Origin of the sequence: Bradyrhizobium sp. 23 (assembly GCF_023073295.1) — a bacterium.
GTDB classification, from domain to species: Bacteria; Pseudomonadota; Alphaproteobacteria; order Rhizobiales; family Xanthobacteraceae; genus Bradyrhizobium; species Bradyrhizobium canariense_D.
On the sequence record NZ_JADPJF010000086.1, the window covers coordinates 682 to 20,122 of the forward strand.

Genomic DNA, 19,441 nt, shown 5'->3' on the forward strand with positions numbered 1-19,441 from the left:
GACGGCCCGGTGGACGGCTGATGGCGCGTGCTTCTCTCCGATCGCGTCTCTGAGCTTCTCGAGATCGCTCAGCTTGATGTCGCGAACCATCTTGTCGTTGACGGCGGCGAACTGCTCGAGCTCCAGATAGTGCGCGTATTCCTCCCGGTAGCTCTCCTTCAGCTTCGGCTTCTTGTAAGCGAGAAATTTCTCCGTCAAAGTCTTCCAGCTCCAGAACGGCGCGATCGCTCCGACGGGAAGCGTCTTGGCCTTCTCCCAATTCGCGAGTCCGTGTTCCAGTCTCTGGTCAACTGCATTTGATTGCGGATTGCCGGGGAAGGCGTAGCTGAGCAGGACCGTGGCAACATCGCGGAGGTCGCGCTTCATTTCGGCAGCGAGCAGTATCTGCTTGGCGACATATCTCGCTTGCTCATACGGCAGCTGGCGGACTTCGCAGAGGCGGATGGTGATATCCCGCCTGCGGATGTACCAGATGGCCTTCTTCTTGGTGATGCGAATGGTCAAGCCAACGGTGCCGACGTCCCGCCATTCCAGGTTTTGTCTCTACTTGCGTCCTGCGCGCTGCCGACGACACTGTCGGAGAAACGAAAGGATTGGCGCTCGTATTTTGCGGCGGATGCCATGGGCAAAATCTCGTACAACAACAGCTAAAAAAGCGGGCTTCCGTTCACGGGGCGTTCGAATGCCTTGTATCGCACAACGCAAACGACCGTACCGGCACGAGGTACACGCAGCATACTTGCATCAAATAAGCACGCCCAACTGGCGGGCACAAAGAATTTAGCCGCGAGATAGATAGCGCCTCGCCGCTCTTTCGATGGTGTCCCGCAGTTCTCCACGCTGCATATGCCCGCCGCGAGTGGTCTGCGGCGCAAACAGCGCCTTGCCGTACCTGCGTCCGGCCTCAAGGCCCCAGAAGTTTGCGGCCCGCATGCAGACGACCATCCTCTCGCCGCGCTCCGCTTGAGGAAACAGGACCGACTGTGCCCAATCGAGCATGGCCCGGCTGGAGGGAAGCGCGGCGAGAACATGATGATCCGTGAAGGTCCGGGAGTGATAGGCGCCGATGTTGGCGATGGCGACCTTGTCTCTGATGGTGTCCGGCTCACCCAGCCAAGCCAGCCGGGCCTTTCGCCATCTGGCGGCCTCCGGATGATGGTCCGTGAACCCGAGCCGACCGGTTCGCTGTTTCACATATCGCTCCTGTCCTTCTTTCGATCTCGCGACACGAACGTCGGTTTCCGAAAAGCCCGGCGACAGGTAAAGCAACACGACGGGCGCGGTACGCAGCTTTCCGCCGAAGTTGGACGGCAGGCAACGCAGGTCGAAGCCGTGCGAGCCGTTGAGGCGGGCGAACACCGGGCGGTCCGGCGGATGGATCGTTTCGGCCTTGCCGATCATCGACCAGAACTTGAAGATGTCTGTCATGAAATCCCTTATGTGGTACTGAAGCGAGCGGCTGGGTGGGCGCGATGAGTGAAGACATAGATCTTTCACCAAGGGACCGCGCTCTTTATGAGAAGCTGCACGCCTCACACGGCGACCTGGGCATCGCAAGCTCTTGCGCCTACTATATCCTCAAGAAGGGTTGGCACAGCCTGTCGTTCTTGCGCCGGGGAAGCGTGCCGCTGCAACAGACCGCTTTTACGACGACAATGATCGTAGCCTATGCCCGTCCATTTGCCGGAGGGCGCGGAAAGGGCATCAATTTCCCGGAGAGACTGCTGCAATACGACGACGAACAGGCAGCCTTCCATGAGCGCTTGCTCAAGCTGAGAAACCAGGAATACGCCCACACCGACGCCTCAACGATCTCGGTGCGGCCGCTCAAGGGCAGCATCGTCACCGATATCCAGTCGATCCGTGATATTTCGTTCTCGCCAGGCGAATTGAAGCTCCTTCTCGCCATGACGCAGGGCGTGTCAGGCCGGATTCAGCAGCGGCTCGATGAAATACGCCGCAGCGGAAGCTAGGGCAGGGCAGCCGAAGCTGCCCCGCGACCTGGAAATCAAGAACCCAGGCTTAGAATGAAAAGGATCAGGTAACCCAAGGTCACCAGACCGTAAGCAAACGCGTGCACGTTTACCTCCTTTGGTCGGAGAGATTTGGGCCTCAAATCAAGGGAGACGATCACCGATCGTTCCGATTATTTAGCTGGACGGAGATCTCTGACCGGCTGGATTCGGTAGATTTTTGCGGAAATATTTTTTGCTCTAGGCGCCAGAAAACCCGGTGGTGCAGCATAAATAGCGTCTTTGTGCGGTAGCCGGTGACGAACCGGAGTTAGCGGTTCTCGCTCGGATGCACCCACTTGTAGGGTGTGATGCTTTGCGTTTCGGTCAACTTGATCATGTGGACCGGCGGCGCATAGCCGCCTAGGCGCGCGCCGCCGCTCGCTCGGCAATGAGGCCGCCTAGGAGGGCTTCCGGCCGATATTTCCTCAGCCCACGCGCAAGAGTCTGATCGGATACAAGGACGTAGAATCCCTGGACCATGATGCCCCCGTAAATCTCATCGAGGTCGAGGAGGTCGCCGGGAACAACGCTGGCGACGTCTGCGGCGGCCGCCTTGGTCAGATATTGAGCTCCCAGAATGCGGTCTCTATGCGCATTCAACGTGTAGAGGAGCGTCATTTCCCGAGCCAATCTCTCCTTGCTCGTCCTGGTTACCTGTTGCGCCCATTTGCGCAGCTCGATGAGTCCGGCTCGCGTCATGCCGAGATCTCGGGCCGTCTCCTCCAGCTCCTCGCCCTTCGGGCTCAGCCGATGGTCCAGCTTTACGTACTGCACATAGTCATCAACGGTAATCCGCGCGCCATGCTCGATCCGGCGATCGACAACGTCTCCCCGAAAGCTGACTGCACCCATCGTTCAGAACCTCTTGCGACCGCAGCGTTACCAGTACGTATGGCGTCTTGCGCTCGAATCAAACGCGGTTTGCCGTCGAACGTTGCAATCAAGCGATGATGGGCGTCGTCCCTGCTTGGCGCGGCTCTGGAAACTGCTAAATCGACCGGAATTCCGAGGCTGGTGCTCTCCATGTCGTGAATTGCGGCGGCCGGAGGACCCTATACAACGGCAGCAGGTGCTGGTTCAGGCCGCTCTTATGAGCGGGCCGCCGAGTCGGCGAAGATGCTGCAGAGCGGCGACTTCCCGGCCAACCTTACAGGTCCCCAGCCCGATCGCGGACTTTCTGCGATCGGGAGGCATTGGGGACCGGCATCCACCCCTTCGCACTCGCCAATCAACGGTTTTGCCGAAGGAGTAGGCTATGTCTCAATTAACGATCGATCGCATTTCCCGTCGGGTCTTCCTTGTTGCCGCGTCATTCAACAGACGCTTCACGACCGAGGAATTTGTCGCCAGATTTCGGGGCCGGTTTCCCCTCAGCTGGCATTACCTGGTGCACAGGTACGCTCCGGCCGGCAAGGGGGCCGGCCGTCCTTATAGCGCAGCCACGCGCGTCGCGATGATGCTGAAGCACCTGGCCCACCGGGGCCAGATCAGCCGCCACAAATATGTACCGGCCTCACCGGCATGGGGCAGCCCGGTGGTGAGAACCTGGCGAAGCTAACCGGCTATCGCTGCGACCGCGCCGTCAACGGCAAACAATCGTTGGCGGCGGTCGTCTACCGACCTTTCTTGAGGGTCAACTTGCCGGTGAAATGCGCGGTCATATGAGCTGCGGGGCTGGCCTTGCAGTCTTGTCCTCGGTCTCGGCTTCGGGCTTTCGATCGTAGGTGCAGTAAAGCCAGGGCAGAACGGACTCCAGACCGGTGGTTCTCGCCGTTGGAAAAAGCCGCTTCAATTCCGGCGTGATGATCTTCAGTCCCGGCTCAGGCGCGAATACCCACGGAACGACCGGCCAGTCCGGAGAGATGCTGCTGTCCTCCCTGAGCGTCTTGTTGATGATGGACCAATGGGTGTGCCAACTGTTGAGCCGCTGCAACAAGGCGCGCGGCTGGTTGGCGTAAGTGACTTCGCAGAGATAGACTGCTTTCTCCCGCATGTTCACGGCGAGTACGTCGACGTACCAGTGCGGCTTCTCGTGCGGGCTGGTCTCGTTGCCTCGCAGCCAGAATTCCGGGTTGACGAAACATGCGCGGTCAGCCCGTAGATATTCAAGCACCACGCCCTGAAAGTAATCCATTGGTTTAGCCCCCATTCCTGTTGCATGTATGCGAACTATGGCACGACGAGGCCCGCATCGATCAGGGTTTCCGTACCGAAGGTCTCCACGACGAATGCGTATCCTGGGCCTGTCAGCCTGAACATTTCCCGCGTCGCTGTGGCGTCGTGCACCTCGATCATCCCGTTTGATACCATGTCACGGCCAACCCCGTTCTCGATGATGTATTCTATGCCTTCGACTTCAAGCCGGCGCGGCAACAGGCAATTGGGTTCAAGCAAGACACCGTTCGCCAATGCGGTGGCGATGATGGCGCCGGCCTGGCGCGGTTTCATGCCAATCGTGTCATCATTCTTCCAAAGACCCGCCGCCCGCGTAAACGTCGCAGCGGGTTTGATGGGGACCGACTTGACCTGCGTCAGTTTCTGAAACCATCGATTGATGGTTTGACGTTCAGGGTCTTCGGCTTCGCCCCACAGCGAATCCCGGCGGCGCTGGCGACTCGCTTCGGAAGGGTTTGACGTCCCTCCGCCGCCGTCAGTCTGATTCGTGAGAGGGCCAAGCTTCAGGTCGTGCCGCCCGATCTCGGCGATCAATGCGCGTTCGCGTGCCAGCGCCCCCGCTTCATCTGGATAGGAGCTGTCGATGCGATAAGCGACCGCCTGGCCTTCGCGATGAAGGCTTCGGATGACGTTCAGCTTGTGCGTCAGAGCCTTGTTGTTCGCGCGTCGGCTTCGTGTTGCAGACAGCGCAAATTGACACCCTTGCCCACATAGAATGGCTGACCACATGGCCGGCACAGGACGTATACGTAGAAGGGATGGTGGTCCCGCAGAACGGTGCGGATGCCGATAGCATCAAACAGGTTCATCATTCTTGGCAAATATCAGAATAATGCGGCGTTGCGAGAGGAGCCACGGGCAGCCTGGCATGATCGATTGCGGTTGCGGCAGCATAACGTGCGGACATCAGATCGCCTGCGATACGGCCGCAATGTCACTTCGCGGGAGACTTAACGAACTCCACTGCGAGAGGTGTCGGGGTCGGTTGCGAGGTCGGCAGCGGCGGTAGCTTTTCCCAGCGAGATTCTTCGAGAGCACTTACAACTCCCTGCAGAAGGATGTCCGCGTAGTTCGTGATAAGGCGGGCGCAGACCGTCGATACGATGCCGCCGTTGGATGACGAGTAGAAAACCAATCGGGGGCGTTCCGGCGACATGTAGGCCGCCTCTGTGTCCTTATCGGAAGCCAGTGCCTCGGCGAAAGCGAAGCCCACAAATGGTGTACGGTTCTGGGCCGCGCTGAATTCGGCCGGCGATTTGGATGAGGACGCAAGGTCGTCCGGAACTCGATTGTACACGACCGGACATTTTTGCAGAGGGCCAGAGCCCGTGGATTTGGTGATATTGCTGATGATCAGGTCGTAGGGTTCATGATCTCGCGCCGCCTGCCGCGCAAACTTCAGCGCATCGTCAGGGGACAAGGCCCGCTGGACGCTGACATTCATCGCCGCCAGCGCTTGCCGCTCGACAATATTGTTCGGCAGATTAGTGTCCAGCCATAACACTCGAGCGCCCGAAACGGCGCCGCCAACCCTTGCCGCGCGCGCGAGGGCGCCTTGCAAAAACGTGCCATCCGCTTGAAATAGTGGTGCCTTGCCTCTCAGATTCTCAAATGTTTTTTCCGCGTTCGCCCGATCAAACTTAACCCCGAAAGCTTCACCGTGCGTGATTGTCGAGAACCAGTCGAACAGTCTTTCGCGGTTCGCGTAGGCATAAACCACGACGGCGATCATGACGATGATCCTCAGGAAAGCGCTGGTTTGTCGGAGCAGGCTGTCAACAATCGACTCGGAGGCGGCCGGTGCTACTTCTTCTTTCATTGGCGGACCTCGTAAATCGAATCGCCTCGATGGATTGGCGAGCCAGCGCTTCATCTTGAAATTTGGCGAGTTGCCACGCTTCGTCATGCGTCTGTGCGTAACCGTTGGAGGCGTCTCGTCATGTCAGAGAGGCGCCGCAATGAACAACCAAAAATTGCGCCAATGGTATCTATGGCTTCTGACGTTGCAAGCGGAATTTCGAGCCGCCTTAGAGGCGATGGTCTTCGCTCCCCGGGCTGTGGCGTTAGGGTGCACCCATGTGCCACACTTTGAATTGTCTCAAAAAGTGTGTCACACAAATAAAATTCGGATTTTCTTGACACGTGTTGCACTACGTCTCAGACTTCATGACACAGAATGAAAGCGTGGAGTGTTGTCGGGCCAAGGATCGGCCGCGCCGGCACTTGTCGAAACCCACCACACGCGCGGTAGCGCCGATATCGCCATGGCCTATAATTGGACAAGGAAGCTCAAGCGCGGCTATCGCTAGTGCACGCGAATTCTCACAGGAGCCCGGAAGCCTGGGTTACAAGGCTTGGCCACTTAAGGCACATGGCCACAACGCAGAACAATCAACGAAAGTGATGGCCAGCATCTACGTGGCATGTTGGCTTTGTGGTTTGGGCGATTGAGAGTCTGTCTCTCGATCAGCATCCGCGCATAAAGCAACAGGGCCGTTGGAGCGGCCCCTGTTTTGCAGAATCGCAACGAAAGCGACAGCGCCTTTATGGGACGTTCAACCATAAATTTCAAGTGAAGTTAGGTAGTCGCAAATGCGGTTCGTCGTAATTGCGATTTTGCGATGGAGCCACCTCCGTCATCCTTTTCCTAGGCACCAAACACGGAGAAGCGGGCATTGATTACAGATAGCTCTCTCGCTTTCGGGAAGGCGTCAGTTCGACAATGTCCAGGAAGTCGCGAAAATGAGTGCTGGCCTTCTCAAGTTGCCCCATCAGCAGCGCGACTTCCTCACTTGGCTCCCTCGGGCGCAGCTTCTCGCGATGAGCAGCATCGAGGTGGTTAAACTGCGATTTGAATACGCCATCATCTTCAGTGCCGACCGGATGCAGGTGCAGGCTGTGAACAACGAGATTGCGGCGCTGGAGAAGCCACTTCAGGCCGTCTTCTTTCTCGGAAGTCTGGAAAGTCCGCAGGCGCTTCCAGCTTGGGCTGGATTTCAGGCGCATATCCATGGGGACCGCATTTGAGTGAATGTGGTCCATCACAGCCGTAAAACCGTTCTGGTCGAACTTCCGAATATTGAAGAAGCTGAAGTCCAGCACCTGCCCAACACGATCCCAAAAGGAATAGAGCCGGATGTAGGCCGCTTCCGCATGTTCCCAGAAAGCAGCCTGTGCTTCCTTCACGAATACAGCGGTCACGTCCTTGGGCGCGTCGATTACGTCCGGCTGCCCGGCGAGAACCGTCGAACCGGTCATATATAGATGTGCCCGTAGTACTGACGATCGAGCCCGGTAAAATACTGCGAAGGCCTCTCGCATGACCGCCTCCGGGTAATTATCCGCCGGTGGCGGTTCCTGGTGATCGAGCAAGAGATAGAACTCGGGTGGCCCGCCCAGATGTTCGACGACGCGGTTCATGCGCTTCTCAAAGGCATCGTGTCCACCAGCCGGTATCAGCCCGCCCAGTGTTGGCTGCAGGACCGCCTCATACCTGGCGAGCAGGTGCGTCTCTTTGAATACGAAGGAGACTACCTCGTTTAAGACGGCCTCCAGGGAAATCTTGGCCTGCGCGTTCATGTGCTAACTTCTCATCATATCGATTTAGGCAGAACGTTTGGCGCGTTCCCAGCCCATGAACGATAACAGCGATCACTAGCGCTGACTAATAGTGCTGGGGCCACCCGTTGAGGCGGCCCCCGGCCTACTTTTTTAGCGAGACGTTACTCGCAGGCATTCTTGATCCAGGGCGCGAGGGGATAACGCGGGGCGTTGTTCGCCGGGATGCCAGTGGTGGAGATGCTGAACGTGTCGCCGGGCTCAATCTGGCTCTGGCACTGCTTCTGCCCGGCCTGAAGCGCGAGATTGCTGCTGCCGCCGGTGTGGTACCAGATCGTCCAATAGGTCCACGGCGTATTCGCCCCTGCTCGGAACGTGACGTAGCCGGCGTTTGCGGGCAGCGCACCCAGGCTGATCGCGAGCACGATCAGCGCGCTGAGTCGGTTCCAAGTAGTTCATGGGGTTGTCCTTCTTCGGCAAAATTGCCGCCCCATGAATTAGAGTCAGCAGTCGCCGACTACATTTTCATTGAACGCATACATTGCAGGTGGTCAGCGTCGACCAATCATCTTCTGAAGAGGGTAAGTCGAGCGCGCGGTCGCCCTGTAGGAAATCGAGAACATGCCTATCGCTACCATGACGCCAAAGTTGTGCGTAATGATAAAGATCTGGCGCTTTTTATCGACTTCCACGAATACGCTAAAAGCCAACTCCGCTGCCGGGGATGGATCGTATATCCCATGATCTTTTGCCGTTGCGACGACGTCCTGCGCGAACTGCATCGTGCTCGCAAAAAAGTCGTCCATCAGGCTTTTGAGCTTCGCCGTCGGCAGAATGGCTCTATTCCTGCCGTTCGCAGGCGTGCGAACGACCCTCAGGAGGCCACGGCTTTTCGCAAGTTCTAGGCAATTGTATTTGGAACTGTAGTTCGGGTCGTCGAGGGCTCTTTTCGGTCTTGGCTCGCCTTTCGCAGACATCGCGTGGAGTGCATCGCCGACATAGAAGGGCTTATCTGCGCTTCCAGGCACAGTACCTTCGTCGCATTCGTGTTTCTGACTGGGCAAATGTGCCCGAGCGTTTGCGTGCCATCCTCATCGAGGCTGCCGAATCACGTAACGTAGAAGCTGCCAATGCGGCGGTTTTCGAACTTTACGGGCTCAATAAAGAAGAGCGCGCAGCTCTCGGAGGAAATGGAAGTTAATGGCACTGGATCTTGCGGACTATCAACAGAAAGCCAGCGATGCGACGATGGCTTTCTGGGGCAACCGGCAAAAGGCGCTTGAAGCCAAGATAACCGCCGGCACGACCGATACGGGCGAGCGCGGTGCCGTCACTGCCGGCAACACCATGGATGGCTTCGCGGGCCTCATGATTGACCTCGTGGAGGCTAATGGGCTTGGCACAGCGTCTGTCCATCGCAATCGCTCGATGCTTACGTTGCCGGGCTTTTTCCGGCCGACAAAGTTGTGGGATGTGTTGGTGATCCAGAACGACCGTCTGGTCGCGGCCCTCGAGATGAAGAGCCACGTCGGGCCGTCGTTCAGTAACAATGCCAACAACCGTGCCGAGGAGGCCATCGGCACCGCACACGATTTCTGGACGGCCTACCGAGACGGTGCATTCGGTAGTCATCCCAAGCCTTTTGTCGGATGGCTGATCATGGTCGAGGACACGGAGAAATCACGCCGGCCTAGCACGCGCGACGGCTCACGCCACTTTCCGATCTTTCCTGAGTTCAAAAAGGCCTCGTACCTGCAGCGCTATGATCTACTGTGCCAGAAGCTGGTGAAGGAAAATCTGTACAGCGCGACCTGCACTCTGACCTCGCAGCGGTCGGCCGCCACGACAGCCACTTTTGCCGATATGTCCGAGCTATCGAGCCTCAAGACGTTCGTCACGTCTTTTGCAGGGCATATCGCGGCCGAGGCAGCGCGTTCCTAACCATGACGAAAGACCCGAAGATACCCCCGGGCCTCGAGGCTGCCATGGCGGCACTTGCGAAAGTGCCAAACATTAAGCCGATCTCGATTCCCAATATTGATCTTTCGGCTATCAAAAAAGCTCACGCGAACGCGCTCGCCGTGTTCCCGGAGATCCAGAAGCAATTTGCGGCCCAGCAAGAGCTTTGGACGGAGCTACAACGCAAGATCACGCAAATAGCGCTTCCCGCGCAGGCGACTCTGGACAGGATGGCCGAGCTCGCCAAGCGCGCCGAAGCTCTGGTTCCTAAGCCGTCGCCCGAGCAAGTAAGGCTCTTCGATCAGCTGGCGAAAGCCGACCGGCGCAAACAGGCGCTCGACCGACTCGGCGTGTTACCTCACCCCTCCACGCCGTTCACGCTGTTGGATGCGGATGATACCGACGACATTTTACGCAGCGCTCTCGAGCGCCACTATCGGGATAATTGGGGAAAGATCAGCCAAGACATCCGGGATCGTGCGGAGCAATTCGATATCGACGAAGAAGCTAAAGCCGCGCTGGCTGAGTCGTTGGCCGCTCATCAGAACGGCCACTACCGTTCCGTGTGTCGCCTTCTCTTGCCGGAGATCGAACGAGTCGCCCGGGTCGAACTCCTAGGAAATGACCTTGGCACCATAAAAGTGGACAAGGTCATCGGAGAGCCCGGAATGGAGCTGTCGATCAGCCAGACCAATCCACCTGGGTTTTATGCGCTCGGCCTCTACCAACGCCTGACTGACCATATCTATGTCCGGGTGGATGCAAGTAATCGCGAGAAGCTGGAGTCCGATCCCGTGCCCAATAGGCATGCCGCGATTCATGGCCTGATCGTTTACAACTCCTTCTGGCACTCCCTTAACTGTATCTTCATGACCGATTTCGCCTTTCAGGTTGTGTCGGCCGTGAAGAGGTTGGGCAGCGAGGAATAACCCAGCTTCGCGTCAAGGCCGATCGCCTCACCCCTTTAAGAATTTTGCGTACGCCCGCACATCGATCATCGGCACGGTCGCCATTGTCTGCAGCCTTGCGATCAGCTCCAGCAGGAATGCCGTTGCCGCGCGTTTGTCAGGTTCGAGGACGTGACCGCCAACCTGCTTCATGAAAATGCCGTGCGCCGCCACACACCCGAGATCCAGGGAAGCAATGGCGTCGGCGGCGGCGAGCGCCTTCAGAAGCGGATCACCCAAAGGGGGATTCCACTCGCTGTCGAACGTGAGCAGGCCGCCAAGGATGTCTCCAGGCTTCTTGGCCGGTTGCAAACCGCTGGCCGAGGGTATCGGCAGGCTGGTCCGGTGCAGGGCTCGGACACTCGCGATTTTCTTAGCCGAGTATTCGACCTGTGCGGCATCAATGGACTGCTTGGCCTCAAAGACGGCGTAGACGCTCTCGGCCGGGATTACCAACGTGCCATCTTGGTTGAAGATGAGCGGCGTGTACTGACGGTCGTAGACGACGATATCGATCTGCTGGCTGGTCGTATCGGTGCTGTCGATGACAAAAGCCCGGTTGGCGCGGTAGCGCTCCGGCAGATAGTTCTGCAGTAGTTCGATCCAGATACCCTCGGTGGCATCGCCCTTGGCGACAGGATGGCCAAGCGCGGAACGGCTGCGCTCCAGTCGCATTGAAATCTCCCCGTGAAGGCCGGCCAGGAGCTTTTCAAGCGACCAGCCGCTCATACGACGATATCCCGCCAGTAGGGCGCCGCGAGCGCCGCCGTGGCCGCCTTCTTGATGGCCTGCTTCTCGGCGACCGTAAGATCGTCCGAGATGATGTTGTTGGTGTTGGAGGGGTCGACAAACCTCGCCGTGGCGACGTTGTCGCGCAGATAGGCGAACACCGTTCGCAGGTTGTCGGCCAGCGGCGACAACCAGGCGGTCTCAAGCGCCTTGATGACTGCGAGCTCAAGGTAGAACGACGGAAACTCCAGGCCCTTCTGGCTTCGCCAAAGCTTGATAAGCCGGATTTCAGCCTGACGGCCCGAGCCCTTCACCTTCGCGATGTGTTGCGAGATGTCGGTCTTGGTCCAGGTATCGCCGCGCCGCTTGTACAGGCTGTGGTCGTTGAACAACCAGTTCTGCCGCTTGCCCGGGACGAGATCCACGGCGTAGCCGTTGACCTTGATGCCGATCGAGACGTTCTGCAGGCGCGGCTGATAGCCGGTCGCCTTCAGCGTCGCGGCCAGCGTCTTATGGATGTCGGACAGCGTTTCCACCGTGTCCGGCGAGAGCGAGATGAAGATATCGAGGTCCGTGCCGCTGCGGTTGGCCGTGCCCTTGGCGTAAGAGCCGCTCGGCGCGATGTCGAGCAGATAACGGCCGGCCCATTGGTCGATGACCGGTCTGATCACGCCAGGCACGAACAATGCCGGCGATGCCAGGCCGCCGCCGACCTGTTCGCGCACCAGAATGGCGGTGAGGTAGTCCTGCTCGGACATCATCCGCCAGCCTTGGGGGTTGACGAGGCCACGCAATTCGAGCGCATTCATCGATGGACCGTTCTTACGAGAGCACCCTGACGCCGGCCCGGACCGTGACGGCCCGACCGCCCAGGTCGATCGCCACATGCCAATGCCCCGACTGCGGCACCTGCAGTCGTACGGGCGACTGCCGCGCCTCGCCACCGAAGTAGCGATGGTGCCTGCCCTGCCGGTAACTCTGGAAATTGCCGGCATCCATCAGCCGGACGTTGGCGGCGTGGTCGAGACTGACCTCGACCACTTCACCGCCGCTGAGAAGGCCTAAATCGTTGTGAAGGAAGTTCATGCTTACTTGTCCTTCACGGTCGTGTTGGGGTGAGACTGGCCATGCTTGGTCGTGACGTACCGGCCCGAGATGGCGCTGCGATAGTGCGGCCCGCTCGACCCGTGCTTACCCGGCGCTTCGTGAACCGTGGTGCTCTGGTGGCTGCGCCCGTACTTCGGCGTTACATACTGCCCCGTAGTTGCACTGCGGTAGGGGCCACCGCCTTTAGTTGATTTCGACATAAGTCGCTCCTTTTCGATCTCCGACTCATGTCGACGATTCTGTACAATTATATCTGTACGGTTTGCGACCCGTCAATGGCTGTGGTACAAAATCGTCAGATAAGCGGCACGGTCCCCAGCCGCGCCGTTCCGATTCACGAGAGGTTTCGATGGCGCTGGCTTCAAAAATCAAAGAACTGCGGCTCAAAAAAAAGAAGTCGCTTCAAGACGTTGCGGATGATGTGGGGGCATCCAAGGCGCACATATGGGACCTGGAGACCGGCAAGAGCAGCAATCCATCCATCGAGCTTCTGACCAAGCTGGCAAAGTGCTTCGACGTCAGCGTCGCCGAGCTGATCGGCGAGAATCCTGCGGGCGAGGATGCCGACCCGCAGGTCGTCGCCATGTACCGGGAATTGAATGAGCTGAGTTCTGCCGACCGCCAGGCCATTCAGGCCATGATGGACCACCTGAAGAACAGGAAGCCCAAGGGGTAGCCATGAAGATCTCGCGGATGGACTTGGCCGACACGGGCTCGCCCATGGGCCTCGTCACCAAGATTCTGTCCGTCGAACGTGATCTGCCGATACCGGTGCAGATCGAAGAGTTGGCCCGGCAACTGGATATCGAGCGGATCGCGCCGCTTGAGACCGAAGGCTTTGAAGGCGGCCTCGTCACCGATGATGCTCGCTCGACCGGCTTCATCCTGGTCAACCGCGCGGCGCCGTCCGGCCGCCGCAGGTTCACCATCGGGCATGAGCTGGGGCATTTCCTGATCGTGTCTCACCAGCCTGTCGAGGCTGGCAAATTCCTCTGCTCGCGCGCCGACATGGCCAAATGGTCGACGGAGCAAGGCGACCGCTACGCGCGCATGGAAGCCGAAGCGAACGAGTTTGCTGGTTTGCTGTTGATCCCGAAGCCAGCCTTACAGAAGTTCATCCCGAGGGGCGATCCGACCCTTGCGCACATTCCGCTGGTCGCGAAACACTTCGACGTCAGCAAGGAAGCCGCCGCCCGCGCCTATGCCCGTTATCATCCCGAGCAGCTGGCCATTGTCATCATCAAGGACGGCATCGTCCGACGTGCCCACAAGGGATCTACGTTCCCGTGGATTTCCGTGCCCTATGGCAGGCCCGTCCCACGTGCTTCCAGCTTTCATCGGAAAGATCTGCGCCAGCGGGTCGCCAGCGAGTTGTCATCCATCATTCCAGAGCACTGGGTGGAGCTAAGGCCGGTGCAGCGCGCTGATCTGTTTGAGCAGGTTTATCCTCAGCAAGATGGGTTCGCGCTTTTGATGCTCTGGCTCGAGGTCGAGGAGGCCGAAGAGGTGGACGACGACCGGACATCGGCGCAACGCTTCAGAGACCAACAGTCGCGCTGGCGTTAGCCGCGAATGCGACCTCTCCGGCGTACTGTCGGCATTCTGACGTGTTCCGCCCCGTCAGCCCGGCCTAAGGTTCCGGTCATAGGAGGACGACATGAACACCACTCTGCTTGACCCCAAGACGCTCGGCTTCTGGGCCCGCTGCGTCCGCGAAGCGCAGCATCTGTCGCAGGAGGCACTGGCCGCCAACTCATCCGTCAACATCAGGACGGTCCAGCGCTTTGAGGCCGGCCAGCCCATCAACGTGACCTCGCGGCGGCTTATCGCCAAGGCGCTCGGCTACACCAACCCGGACATCTTCGATGATCCCAAGTTCATGGAAAACGTGCTCGAGTTTTTCGACAGCCTCCAGGCCCAGCAGCAGCAGGACCTTGATGACCAGCACCCTGACCATGTGCGGATCGACGCGCAGGCGCTGGTCACCGGCGACGCGGCGGCCCACTTTGCCGACGTCGTCAACGCGGTGTCGTTCACGATCGACCCGGCTCTGACCGACGAGACCAAGCAGCTCGCCGCCAGCTTCTGCGACTATGTCCAGGATCTGATGGACGTGGATGATTTTCCGGTTTCCAGCCGCCTCGGCTTCGCGAAGGACCTCAATGGAATTCTGGAGGAGCTGCGCGAACTGGGGGCCAGCGTCTATTCGGCCACCCGCGACCGCAAGTTTCGGGGGGCCGACTGGGGCGACAAGCCGTCGTGGGACATGACGGTTGGCTACCTCGCCATTATGCCGGCCGATCGCGAACTCACCCAACTCTACATTCCGCGCCGGATGAAGCTCGCCTAGCGCGGACCCCTCAGGCTGTCGTACTCATCCAGGAGGAAGTGCAGGTAGCTGCGGATCAGGTTGCAGAACAGACGGGCCTCATGGGCCGAAAGCTCAGAGTCGGCAGACAGCGTTGCCCCATGCCGGACGCCACCGCCTGTTGGCGAGGAAAGATAGCCGTGAAGGGTTTTCATCCAGCCAATGGCCTGCTCTGCGACCTGGCCCTTGCGGTGCGTACGCAGCTCATCCGCGATCTTGTTGAAATACTTCCCCTGGATCGTGCCATCACCAACGGGAATGCCCTGAAACGCGGTCGACACCGTCTCCAGCAGCCAAAGGATCTCCTGTACGGCCGCGCGGTTCTTCCCGGCCGTTAGATATTCCTCGGCCTGCTTCGTGGACTGCTGGATTTTATCGAGCGCCTGCGCGTCCAGCGATGGCGGCAGAATCTCCATCGCGACCGGCGAGGGGGCGTTGCGAGCGATTAGCTGGGGCGGGTTCAGTTCGTAGCCGGCCTCGTGCGTGCCCAGCACATAGTTGATCATCGCGGTATCAGGCACGACCAGCTCCGGGTTCTGGTTCTTGAGGGCCTGGCCAGCGTCGAAGAACGCTTCGATGAACATCGGCGCGTTGTCGCCGGCCTCGCGCATGTAATCGTCGAGATCGCTTTCAGCCCAGCTCAGTGAGGAGCTCTGGTGCGCGGGGCGGCCCGCCGCATCCGCGAAGTAGCGCTTGTAGTGCTCGATAATCGGTTGACGCTGGCCGTATTGGCCCGCAACGCGCTTGATCAAGACGGCGAATTCATCGATCACGCCCTTGGCGATTTTGCCAGGAGACCTAAAGCGCCAGGAAGGATCGAAATTTAACACCGTTTTTGCTCCGCGCCGCTGAGGAGAAACTGATTTGGCAGCCTACTAGATCGTGTGTCGCGTGTCGTCTTTAGCGTCGTAAAATCGCATTTGCGATCTTGCGATGCTGAGAGTGGTGTCAAAAACCGCTCGTGCCTGACGGCATAAAGCCGTGATAGAGTAGGGTATGCAAACAGCAGAGGTGATTTCGGGGCTAAAGGCGGTTGAACCGCAATTGCGGGCTTTTGGCGTTGCGGGGCTCTATCTTTTCGGTTCCTACGCGAGAAACGAAGCAAGCCCCGATTCCGACGTCGACGTGTTTATCGATCGGACTCCCGGCACCGAGCTGGATCTCGACGCCTTTATGGGCGCCTACGACGTTCTGAGCGCGGCGTTGCCCGTCAATGTCGATTACGGCACCAGGACCGGGCTATCGAAGTTCATCCGGGAAGATGTTGAAACGCGAGGCCATCCGCGTTTTCTGTTGGCGCCCAGCAAAACGCCCCTTATCCGTCTTTTGCACATTATCGATGAAGCCGAGGCCATTAACCGCGCGCTTGTTGGAATATCGAGCATCAGCTTTCAGGAATCCTGGGTGCTGCAGCGGGCCGTGGAGCATGGATTGCTCATCATCTCGGAGGCCGCCAAGACCCTGCCCGCGGAGCTGAAAGAAGCCGCGCCGGATATTGCATGGCGCAAGATTGAAACCCTTGGCAACTTCCTGCGGCACGAATATCGGGATGTCGATCCCGACCTGATCTGGAACATCACACAAGAGAACCTGCCAGGCCTTGTTCAGGCCGCGCGAAAACTTGTGTCAGAGCTAAAGGAGCCCGCACTCACCTGATCCGCAGTTGGGCTGCGTTCAACTGCACGGGGTGGCATGGTTTGCAGGTTTTGGGCGCGCTTTCGAGAATTGCGGGGCGCCCAACTTCAGCCTTCGGCGGCAGCGGCCGCTGGTGGTGGCGCCGGCGCTGGCTTGCGCAAGGCGTCGCTTGCATCCTTCTTGGCCTGGTCGAACGGCCGACCAAGAAGGATCGGGCGCTCCGCCTTGATTGCTTTGCCAGCTGCCAGGAACTGGAAGCGGCCGAGATTTGGTATCGAGCGGACGTGTTGCGAGCTGTAGACGCTTTCAAGGAAAGTAAGACTGGTCTGGTCGATCAGGCTATGTGTCAGGAAGGTGTTGCACTGGGAAAGAATCGTCTTGCTCACCAGCGCGGTCCGCTGGCTGATGACCAGAAGACCCACGCCATACTTTCGGCCCTGCAATGCGATTTGCCCGATCCGGCTGACAACCCACTGCGTTTCGCTGTCAAAGCCCGAGCTGAATGTTTCCGGGATGATGGTGTGGGCTTCTTCGAGGACGATGAGAACCTTGCGCGCCTGTCGGTTGGCCCGGGCCCAGGCCATGATCGTCGACAAGTATAGCTCGGTGATCCTCAGCGTTGCCTTGGTATTCGATATTTCGGTCAGCTCCAGAATCGCCAGCGGATCACTGCCGACCAGAAAGTCGTTGATCTGCTTGTCGACGCCGCCCTTGATCTGGGTGAGCGCGGCCTTCAGGGCAGCTTTCTCCGCGGGTGCGCCGTAGGGCGTCGTTTCGACAGCGAACAGCTTCTGTTCAAGGTCGTCGGTTTCCTTCTGCGTCGGCGCGGGGAAAATGGGCTTCAGCTCGGCGAGCCGGGCCTTGTACTCTCCCGTAAAATCCACGCAGAAAACCCTGAAGTCGTTCTTGGCGGCTTCGCGGACGATATCAAGTGCCAGCTCGGTCTTGCCCGTGCCGGTGACGCCGAGAACGGCCGTGTGAAACTGAACCAGGTCGTCGATATTGGCCATCACGCCGATGTTGGTCGATGGCACGACGCCAATCGGAAACTCGCCCTGCTTGACGACAGGAGCGGGGAATATGCGCTCCTTCGCCCAGAACACTGGCGTGTTCATGGTCGAAAGCCAGCCATACTTGGTGAAGCCTTCCTCCGGTGAATAGCAGCCAAGTTGTACGGCGTTGGCGATGTGCGTACCGCGCGGGTTCTGGTCGAAGCTCTCTTCCGCCGTCTGGGCGTCGAGGATCTGGTAGAAGACGTCCGCGCCGTTCACGCGGACAAAAACGACCTGGCCTTCAGCCAGCTCGGAGGCGGCCGAAACCTCGAAGCGTAAAATGCCGATGTTCGAGTTCTCGACGGTGAACCCGACCAGCACGGACCCGGCCGTGCCGCTCAGGTTCTCTATGAACTCCGCCGCCTTCTCGGCCGAGTGCGACTGGATGACGTCCCCTTCGGCAAGGACGATCCTGTCCTGGAGCTCAGCCACGCAGAGACCGGTCCCCATCACTTCCAGTCCCTGCACCTGGGCGAACAGGGCCATGACGTAGTGCTGATCACCATTTGACATGGCCGCCGTGTGCAGCATGCCCGGCTTCCAAGAACTGTGCCGCGACAGCCTGACCCTCACGATGTTGGGGTGGTCGATGCGTTCGATCATGCCCACCGTCGGGGAGGCGATGACCCTGGCCTTCTCCGCCTGCCAGTGCTTCCAAGCGGCGATCAGCCGCTCAAAGGGCCTGCCGATAGCGATCAGCGTCCACAGCATCGTGAGCCAGCCGATCGTGGTCAGGCTGCTCTGATAGGCGCCGATGATGCTGATCAGCGCCGGGGGCGTGTAGAGCAGCTCGCCCTGGCCGAAAGCATCAGTGACCCGAAAGAAAAACCGTCCGACGGGGGATCGCTTGTTCTTGTCGTGAATGAACAGGGCGACCATTGCTCCCGCCATGGAGGCGAGGCAGTAGACCACCGCGGTCCAGCGCATGACCTCCAGATGCGGCTTGAGAGAGCCGGTCGCACCGAGATCGGCCGTGATCAGTATCGCCATGGCGCCAATGGCATTGGCCAGAGCGTCCTTTGGCGGGACAAACCACGGCGCCGAAAGCAGCGCCAGAAACCACAGTGCAAGGCCGCTTAAGAACCAGACACTTTCGAGCCCGCCAGTTGGGAGGAGATTTCCCGATGCGGCGTACAGGCCAATGTAGAAGACAGCGACATTGGCAGCGAGTGCCAGAGCTCTGTCGGCAAGTGTGGTCTGGATTCTGTCCGTTGACACGATCGGCTTTCCAAGTTGTGTTGTGCCTTATCTCACAACCTGCTTGGACAAGCCAATATCGCTGCAGATGATGGGCCTCACTCTTTCGTCGTGCTCCTACCGGCGGCTGTAGTTGAGCAACTCCCACCTGGCCAGGCTTTCGCTGCCTGCAATTTGTCTGATCGCTTCGATTACTTCGCGGTACTGAGCCTCATCCTTGATCTCGGTCCAGTTCACGCGTCCGCGAAGGGGCGTCTTTTCAATGATTATCCGGTCGACCGGGCAGTGCGGTGGCACGGGGATGTGGCCCAGGCACCAATAGTATTTGAGAGCAAGGTTGAGCAGCTTCTGCGCCACGCCATACCTGTAATTGCCATCGCGCAGAATATCGGGAATGGCACGCGTCCCAAATTCAACCAGGAGAGCAATGTTCTGGTAGTGCTGTGACTCGGTACAAGGGCTTTCGTAGTGTGGCAGCAAGTCGCGCCCGACGAAATCCTTTATCTTGGCTCGAAACTCCTGCGTCTGCTTAGATCCCGCGACGTAGAGGTTCGCGCGTTGAACCGATGCTGCCCAGGCCAGCGTCCATATCTCGCCTACGATAAAGGTCTGTTCAGGTCCGAGAGGCTGCATCGCGATCCTTTCACTGCGGGTCATCGCCGAGCTTAGTCCCGTTGAAAAGTCCGCACCACCCGGCCG

At 59.0% G+C, this 19,441-nt stretch carries 21 protein-coding genes and 1 pseudogene; 7 read left to right on the forward strand and 15 right to left on the reverse strand.

Annotated features, from left to right (window positions below; genetic code table 11):
* A pseudogene (locus IVB32_RS20655) lies at window positions 1-504 on the reverse strand (hypothetical protein); the annotation flags it as partial.
* A gap of 276 nt (window positions 505-780) precedes the next feature.
* The gene (locus tag IVB32_RS20660; RefSeq protein ID WP_247372245.1) at window positions 781-1,401 is read right to left on the reverse strand and encodes a hypothetical protein; all 621 of its coding nucleotides are present in this window, start codon (window positions 1,399-1,401) and stop codon (window positions 781-783) included.
* A 71-nt stretch (window positions 1,402-1,472) separates the two neighbouring features.
* Between IVB32_RS20660 and IVB32_RS20665 the strand changes: the two genes are divergently transcribed.
* Window positions 1,473-1,973: a hypothetical protein gene (locus IVB32_RS20665; RefSeq protein WP_247372243.1), complete on the forward strand. Its 501-nt coding sequence runs from the start codon at window positions 1,473-1,475 to the stop codon at window positions 1,971-1,973.
* Window positions 1,974-2,375: 402 nt separating this feature from the next.
* On the opposite strand, the gene IVB32_RS20670 is transcribed toward IVB32_RS20665, so the two are convergent.
* The 7 genes from IVB32_RS20670 to IVB32_RS20700 all read right to left on the reverse strand — a co-directional run bounded on the left by IVB32_RS20670 (window position 2,376) and on the right by IVB32_RS20700 (window position 8,776).
* Window positions 2,376-2,867, reverse strand: a complete 492-nt coding sequence (locus tag IVB32_RS20670; protein WP_247411260.1) for a hypothetical protein — start codon at window positions 2,865-2,867, stop codon at window positions 2,376-2,378.
* A gap of 805 nt (window positions 2,868-3,672) precedes the next feature.
* Window positions 3,673-4,149, reverse strand: a complete 477-nt coding sequence (locus IVB32_RS20675) for a hypothetical protein (protein WP_247411263.1) — start codon at window positions 4,147-4,149, stop codon at window positions 3,673-3,675.
* Window positions 4,150-4,184: 35 nt separating this feature from the next.
* Window positions 4,185-4,919: a hypothetical protein gene (locus IVB32_RS20680; RefSeq protein ID WP_247411265.1), complete on the reverse strand. Its 735-nt coding sequence runs from the start codon at window positions 4,917-4,919 to the stop codon at window positions 4,185-4,187.
* 205 nt (window positions 4,920-5,124) lie between these two features.
* On the reverse strand, window positions 5,125-6,009 hold the full coding sequence (locus IVB32_RS20685) for a hypothetical protein (protein WP_247411267.1): 885 nt from the start codon (window positions 6,007-6,009) through the stop codon (window positions 5,125-5,127).
* An 860-nt stretch (window positions 6,010-6,869) separates the two neighbouring features.
* A complete protein-coding gene (locus IVB32_RS20690) occupies window positions 6,870-7,769 on the reverse strand; it encodes a hypothetical protein (protein WP_247411268.1) in 900 nt (299 codons plus the stop codon).
* A 143-nt stretch (window positions 7,770-7,912) separates the two neighbouring features.
* Window positions 7,913-8,173: a hypothetical protein gene (locus IVB32_RS20695; RefSeq protein WP_247411270.1), complete on the reverse strand. Its 261-nt coding sequence runs from the start codon at window positions 8,171-8,173 to the stop codon at window positions 7,913-7,915.
* Between the two features lie 126 nt (window positions 8,174-8,299).
* On the reverse strand, window positions 8,300-8,776 hold the full coding sequence (locus IVB32_RS20700) for a hypothetical protein (protein WP_247411272.1): 477 nt from the start codon (window positions 8,774-8,776) through the stop codon (window positions 8,300-8,302).
* Between the two features lie 172 nt (window positions 8,777-8,948).
* Between IVB32_RS20700 and IVB32_RS20705 the strand changes: the two genes are divergently transcribed.
* Both IVB32_RS20705 and IVB32_RS20710 read left to right on the forward strand, forming a co-directional pair.
* On the forward strand, window positions 8,949-9,689 hold the full coding sequence (locus IVB32_RS20705; protein WP_247411274.1) for a PaeR7I family type II restriction endonuclease: 741 nt from the start codon (window positions 8,949-8,951) through the stop codon (window positions 9,687-9,689).
* A gap of 44 nt (window positions 9,690-9,733) precedes the next feature.
* Window positions 9,734-10,636: a hypothetical protein gene (locus IVB32_RS20710; RefSeq protein ID WP_247411277.1), complete on the forward strand. Its 903-nt coding sequence runs from the start codon at window positions 9,734-9,736 to the stop codon at window positions 10,634-10,636.
* Between the two features lie 27 nt (window positions 10,637-10,663).
* Here the strand turns inward: IVB32_RS20710 and IVB32_RS20715 are convergent, their stop codons facing one another.
* Genes IVB32_RS20715 through IVB32_RS20725 form a run of 3 tightly spaced genes read right to left on the reverse strand, consistent with a single transcriptional unit; the run spans window position 10,664 to window position 12,469 of the window.
* Window positions 10,664-11,383 carry a DUF6602 domain-containing protein gene (locus IVB32_RS20715; RefSeq protein WP_247411280.1) on the reverse strand — a complete coding sequence of 240 codons (720 nt, stop codon included), beginning with the start codon at window positions 11,381-11,383 and terminating at the stop codon, window positions 10,664-10,666.
* The gene (locus tag IVB32_RS20720) at window positions 11,380-12,192 is read right to left on the reverse strand and encodes a nucleotidyltransferase domain-containing protein (protein ID WP_247411285.1); all 813 of its coding nucleotides are present in this window, start codon (window positions 12,190-12,192) and stop codon (window positions 11,380-11,382) included. Before IVB32_RS20720 ends, IVB32_RS20715 begins: the two co-directional genes overlap by 4 nt.
* Before the next feature lie 13 nt (window positions 12,193-12,205).
* Window positions 12,206-12,469 (reverse strand): DUF1883 domain-containing protein, encoded by a 264-nt coding sequence (locus IVB32_RS20725; protein WP_247411289.1) that lies wholly within the window; start codon window positions 12,467-12,469, stop codon window positions 12,206-12,208.
* Window positions 12,470-12,839: 370 nt separating this feature from the next.
* On the opposite strand from IVB32_RS20725, the gene IVB32_RS20730 reads away from it, so the two are divergent.
* The 3 genes from IVB32_RS20730 to IVB32_RS20740 all read left to right on the forward strand — a co-directional run bounded on the left by IVB32_RS20730 (window position 12,840) and on the right by IVB32_RS20740 (window position 14,840).
* Window positions 12,840-13,166 carry a helix-turn-helix transcriptional regulator gene (locus IVB32_RS20730; protein ID WP_247411292.1) on the forward strand — a complete coding sequence of 109 codons (327 nt, stop codon included), beginning with the start codon at window positions 12,840-12,842 and terminating at the stop codon, window positions 13,164-13,166.
* A 2-nt stretch (window positions 13,167-13,168) separates the two neighbouring features.
* Entirely contained in the window at window positions 13,169-14,056 is an 888-nt protein-coding gene (locus IVB32_RS20735) for an ImmA/IrrE family metallo-endopeptidase (RefSeq protein ID WP_247411295.1), read from the forward strand.
* A gap of 91 nt (window positions 14,057-14,147) precedes the next feature.
* Window positions 14,148-14,840, forward strand: a complete 693-nt coding sequence (locus IVB32_RS20740; protein WP_247411297.1) for a helix-turn-helix transcriptional regulator — start codon at window positions 14,148-14,150, stop codon at window positions 14,838-14,840.
* On the opposite strand, the gene IVB32_RS20745 is transcribed toward IVB32_RS20740, so the two are convergent.
* The gene (locus tag IVB32_RS20745) at window positions 14,837-15,688 is read right to left on the reverse strand and encodes a hypothetical protein (RefSeq protein ID WP_247411300.1); all 852 of its coding nucleotides are present in this window, start codon (window positions 15,686-15,688) and stop codon (window positions 14,837-14,839) included. The genes IVB32_RS20740 and IVB32_RS20745 overlap by 4 nt on opposite strands.
* Window positions 15,689-15,854: 166 nt before the next feature.
* Between IVB32_RS20745 and IVB32_RS20750 the strand changes: the two genes are divergently transcribed.
* Window positions 15,855-16,514 carry a HepT-like ribonuclease domain-containing protein gene (locus IVB32_RS20750; protein WP_247411303.1) on the forward strand — a complete coding sequence of 220 codons (660 nt, stop codon included), beginning with the start codon at window positions 15,855-15,857 and terminating at the stop codon, window positions 16,512-16,514.
* 86 nt (window positions 16,515-16,600) lie between these two features.
* Here the strand turns inward: IVB32_RS20750 and IVB32_RS20755 are convergent, their stop codons facing one another.
* Window positions 16,601-18,256 (reverse strand): DUF87 domain-containing protein, encoded by a 1,656-nt coding sequence (locus tag IVB32_RS20755; protein ID WP_247411308.1) that lies wholly within the window; start codon window positions 18,254-18,256, stop codon window positions 16,601-16,603.
* Window positions 18,257-18,859: 603 nt separating this feature from the next.
* Window positions 18,860-19,399, reverse strand: a complete 540-nt coding sequence (locus IVB32_RS20760; RefSeq protein WP_247411311.1) for a hypothetical protein — start codon at window positions 19,397-19,399, stop codon at window positions 18,860-18,862.
* Between the last annotated feature and the right edge of the window lie 42 nt (window positions 19,400-19,441).

Excerpts from the sequence above, each read along its gene's own strand:
- IVB32_RS20660 (WP_247372245.1), bottom strand. The coding sequence starts at position 1,401 with ATGATCGGCAAGGCCGAAACGATCCATCCGCCGGACCGCCCGGTGTTC.
- IVB32_RS20665 (WP_247372243.1), top strand. The coding sequence starts at position 1,473 with ATGAGTGAAGACATAGATCTTTCACCAAGGGACCGCGCTCTTTATGAG.
- IVB32_RS20670 (WP_247411260.1), bottom strand. The coding sequence starts at position 2,867 with ATGGGTGCAGTCAGCTTTCGGGGAGACGTTGTCGATCGCCGGATCGAG.
- IVB32_RS20675 (WP_247411263.1), bottom strand. The coding sequence starts at position 4,149 with ATGGATTACTTTCAGGGCGTGGTGCTTGAATATCTACGGGCTGACCGC.
- IVB32_RS20680 (WP_247411265.1), bottom strand. The coding sequence starts at position 4,919 with ATGTGGTCAGCCATTCTATGTGGGCAAGGGTGTCAATTTGCGCTGTCT.
- IVB32_RS20685 (WP_247411267.1), bottom strand. The coding sequence starts at position 6,009 with ATGAAAGAAGAAGTAGCACCGGCCGCCTCCGAGTCGATTGTTGACAGC.
- IVB32_RS20690 (WP_247411268.1), bottom strand. The coding sequence starts at position 7,769 with ATGAACGCGCAGGCCAAGATTTCCCTGGAGGCCGTCTTAAACGAGGTA.
- IVB32_RS20705 (WP_247411274.1), top strand. The coding sequence starts at position 8,949 with ATGGCACTGGATCTTGCGGACTATCAACAGAAAGCCAGCGATGCGACG.
- IVB32_RS20710 (WP_247411277.1), top strand. The coding sequence starts at position 9,734 with ATGGCGGCACTTGCGAAAGTGCCAAACATTAAGCCGATCTCGATTCCC.
- IVB32_RS20715 (WP_247411280.1), bottom strand. The coding sequence starts at position 11,383 with ATGAGCGGCTGGTCGCTTGAAAAGCTCCTGGCCGGCCTTCACGGGGAG.
- IVB32_RS20720 (WP_247411285.1), bottom strand. The coding sequence starts at position 12,192 with ATGAATGCGCTCGAATTGCGTGGCCTCGTCAACCCCCAAGGCTGGCGG.
- IVB32_RS20725 (WP_247411289.1), bottom strand. The coding sequence starts at position 12,469 with ATGAACTTCCTTCACAACGATTTAGGCCTTCTCAGCGGCGGTGAAGTG.
- IVB32_RS20730 (WP_247411292.1), top strand. The coding sequence starts at position 12,840 with ATGGCGCTGGCTTCAAAAATCAAAGAACTGCGGCTCAAAAAAAAGAAG.
- IVB32_RS20735 (WP_247411295.1), top strand. The coding sequence starts at position 13,169 with ATGAAGATCTCGCGGATGGACTTGGCCGACACGGGCTCGCCCATGGGC.
- IVB32_RS20740 (WP_247411297.1), top strand. The coding sequence starts at position 14,148 with ATGAACACCACTCTGCTTGACCCCAAGACGCTCGGCTTCTGGGCCCGC.
- IVB32_RS20750 (WP_247411303.1), top strand. The coding sequence starts at position 15,855 with ATGCAAACAGCAGAGGTGATTTCGGGGCTAAAGGCGGTTGAACCGCAA.
- IVB32_RS20755 (WP_247411308.1), bottom strand. The coding sequence starts at position 18,256 with ATGCTGTGGACGCTGATCGCTATCGGCAGGCCCTTTGAGCGGCTGATC.
- IVB32_RS20760 (WP_247411311.1), bottom strand. The coding sequence starts at position 19,399 with ATGACCCGCAGTGAAAGGATCGCGATGCAGCCTCTCGGACCTGAACAG.